General features: G+C 67.8%; 1 protein-coding gene. It reads right to left on the minus strand.

Going from position 1 to position 1,617, the window contains the following annotated elements; all coding sequences use genetic code 11:
• Positions 1 to 1,590: amino acid adenylation domain-containing protein (locus ACGFIG_RS30735; protein ID WP_393008883.1), on the minus strand; the 1,590-nt coding region annotated here is incomplete at its 3' end.
• Between the last annotated feature and the right edge of the window lie 27 nt (positions 1,591 to 1,617).

A 1,617-nucleotide genomic window follows, 5' to 3' on the forward strand; every position in this document is an offset into this window, starting at 1 on the left:
ACCCCGATCCACCTTCCCATTAGAATTCAACGGCAACTCATCAAGAACAACAAAACCACCCGGCACCATATGCACCGGAAGAAGACCCGCGAGGTGCCGACGGACGATCTTTGGCACGGCAGCGCGGTCCGCGGAGTCCTGTGGCACGAGGTAGGCGATGAGGTGCAGTTCGTCCTCGACCCGGCCGTTGTGGACCACCACCGCGGCCTGTCGGATCTCCGGTATCGTCCCGATCGCCGCCTCCACCTCGCCGGGCTCGATGCGGAAGCCGCGGATCTTCACCTGACTGTCGGCACGCCCCACGAACTCCAGAACACCGTCCACACCCCACCGCGCCAGATCACCCGTGCGATACATCCGCGCACCCGGCACCCCGGCGAACGGATCCGCCACGAACCGCTCCGCGGTCAGGCCTGGCTGGCCCAGATACCCCAGGGCCAGGCCCGCACCACCGATGTAGACCTCGCCGATCACCCCGTCCGGCACAAGGTCGAGGCGAGCGTCGAGCAGGTGGATCCGGGTGCCCGCGATAGGCCGGCCGATCGGCACAGGAGCGCGGTCGAGGTCGTCGACACCGATGTCATAGGCGGTGGAGAAGCCCATGTTCTCCACCGGCCCGTACCCGTTGATCAGCCGAAGCCGTGGGAACTGTCTCCGTGCCCGGGAGACGTGGGAGACGGAAGCCGCCTCCCCCGCGGTCATCGCTTCCTCGACCTGGTCGAACACTCCAGGCCGCTCGTCCAGCAGCAGATTGAACAGGCTGGCCGACAACTGCAGGGTGGTGACGCCGTGTTCGGCGACCAGGTCGGCGATGGTGTCGAGTTCCGGAGTCGACCCGGGGTGCAGGACGGTCCGCCCTCCGTGCAGCAGGACGCCGAACACCTCCAGGGCGAACGCGTCCCAGGAGACGGGTGAGGACTGCAGGTAGACGCGGTCGGGCCCGAAGCGCAGGTACTCCTGGCCGACGAACGTGCTGACCAACGCCTCGTGCGGCGAGACCACCCCCTTCGGCCGGCCGGTCGAACCGGAGGTGAACATGACGCAGGCCGGATGCTGCGGGCTCACCGGGAGCCGCGGGGCGACGTCGGGACACGCCGCGATGGCGGCCTCGTCCATGTCGAGGCGGACGACATCGATGCCAGCGGCGTCGAGCTGGTCAGCTCGGTTCCCATCGGTGACGACCAGTGGCGCAGCGGTTTCCGCCACGATCCTCCTGGTGCGTTCGACGGGAAATGCGGTGTCGAGCAACGTGTACGCCGCACCGACCTTGAGGACAGCCAGCAACGACACGATGAGCGCGGGCTTCCGGTCGAGGTGCACGCCGACCACCTGCCCGGCCCGTATGCCTTGGGCAGCCAGATGGTGCGCCAGTTGGTTGGCGCGCCGGTCCAGATCAACGTAGGTGAGCGTCCCGTCCGCCGCCACGACGGCGAGCGCCTCGGGCGATCGCCGTGCCTGCGCCTCGAACAACTCGTGTACGCACCTGTCGGGATGAGCCGGCAGCGGCATCCCCCGGGTGCTCATCCGCTGTCGTTCGGTGGTGGTGAGGACGTCGATGCCGTTGAGGTGTTGGTCGGGGTCGGCGACCACGGTGCGTAGGAGTCGTTCCAGTCGATG

Source organism: Micromonospora sp. NPDC049048 (assembly GCF_043197615.1).
GTDB lineage: Bacteria > Actinomycetota > Actinomycetes > Mycobacteriales > Micromonosporaceae > Micromonospora.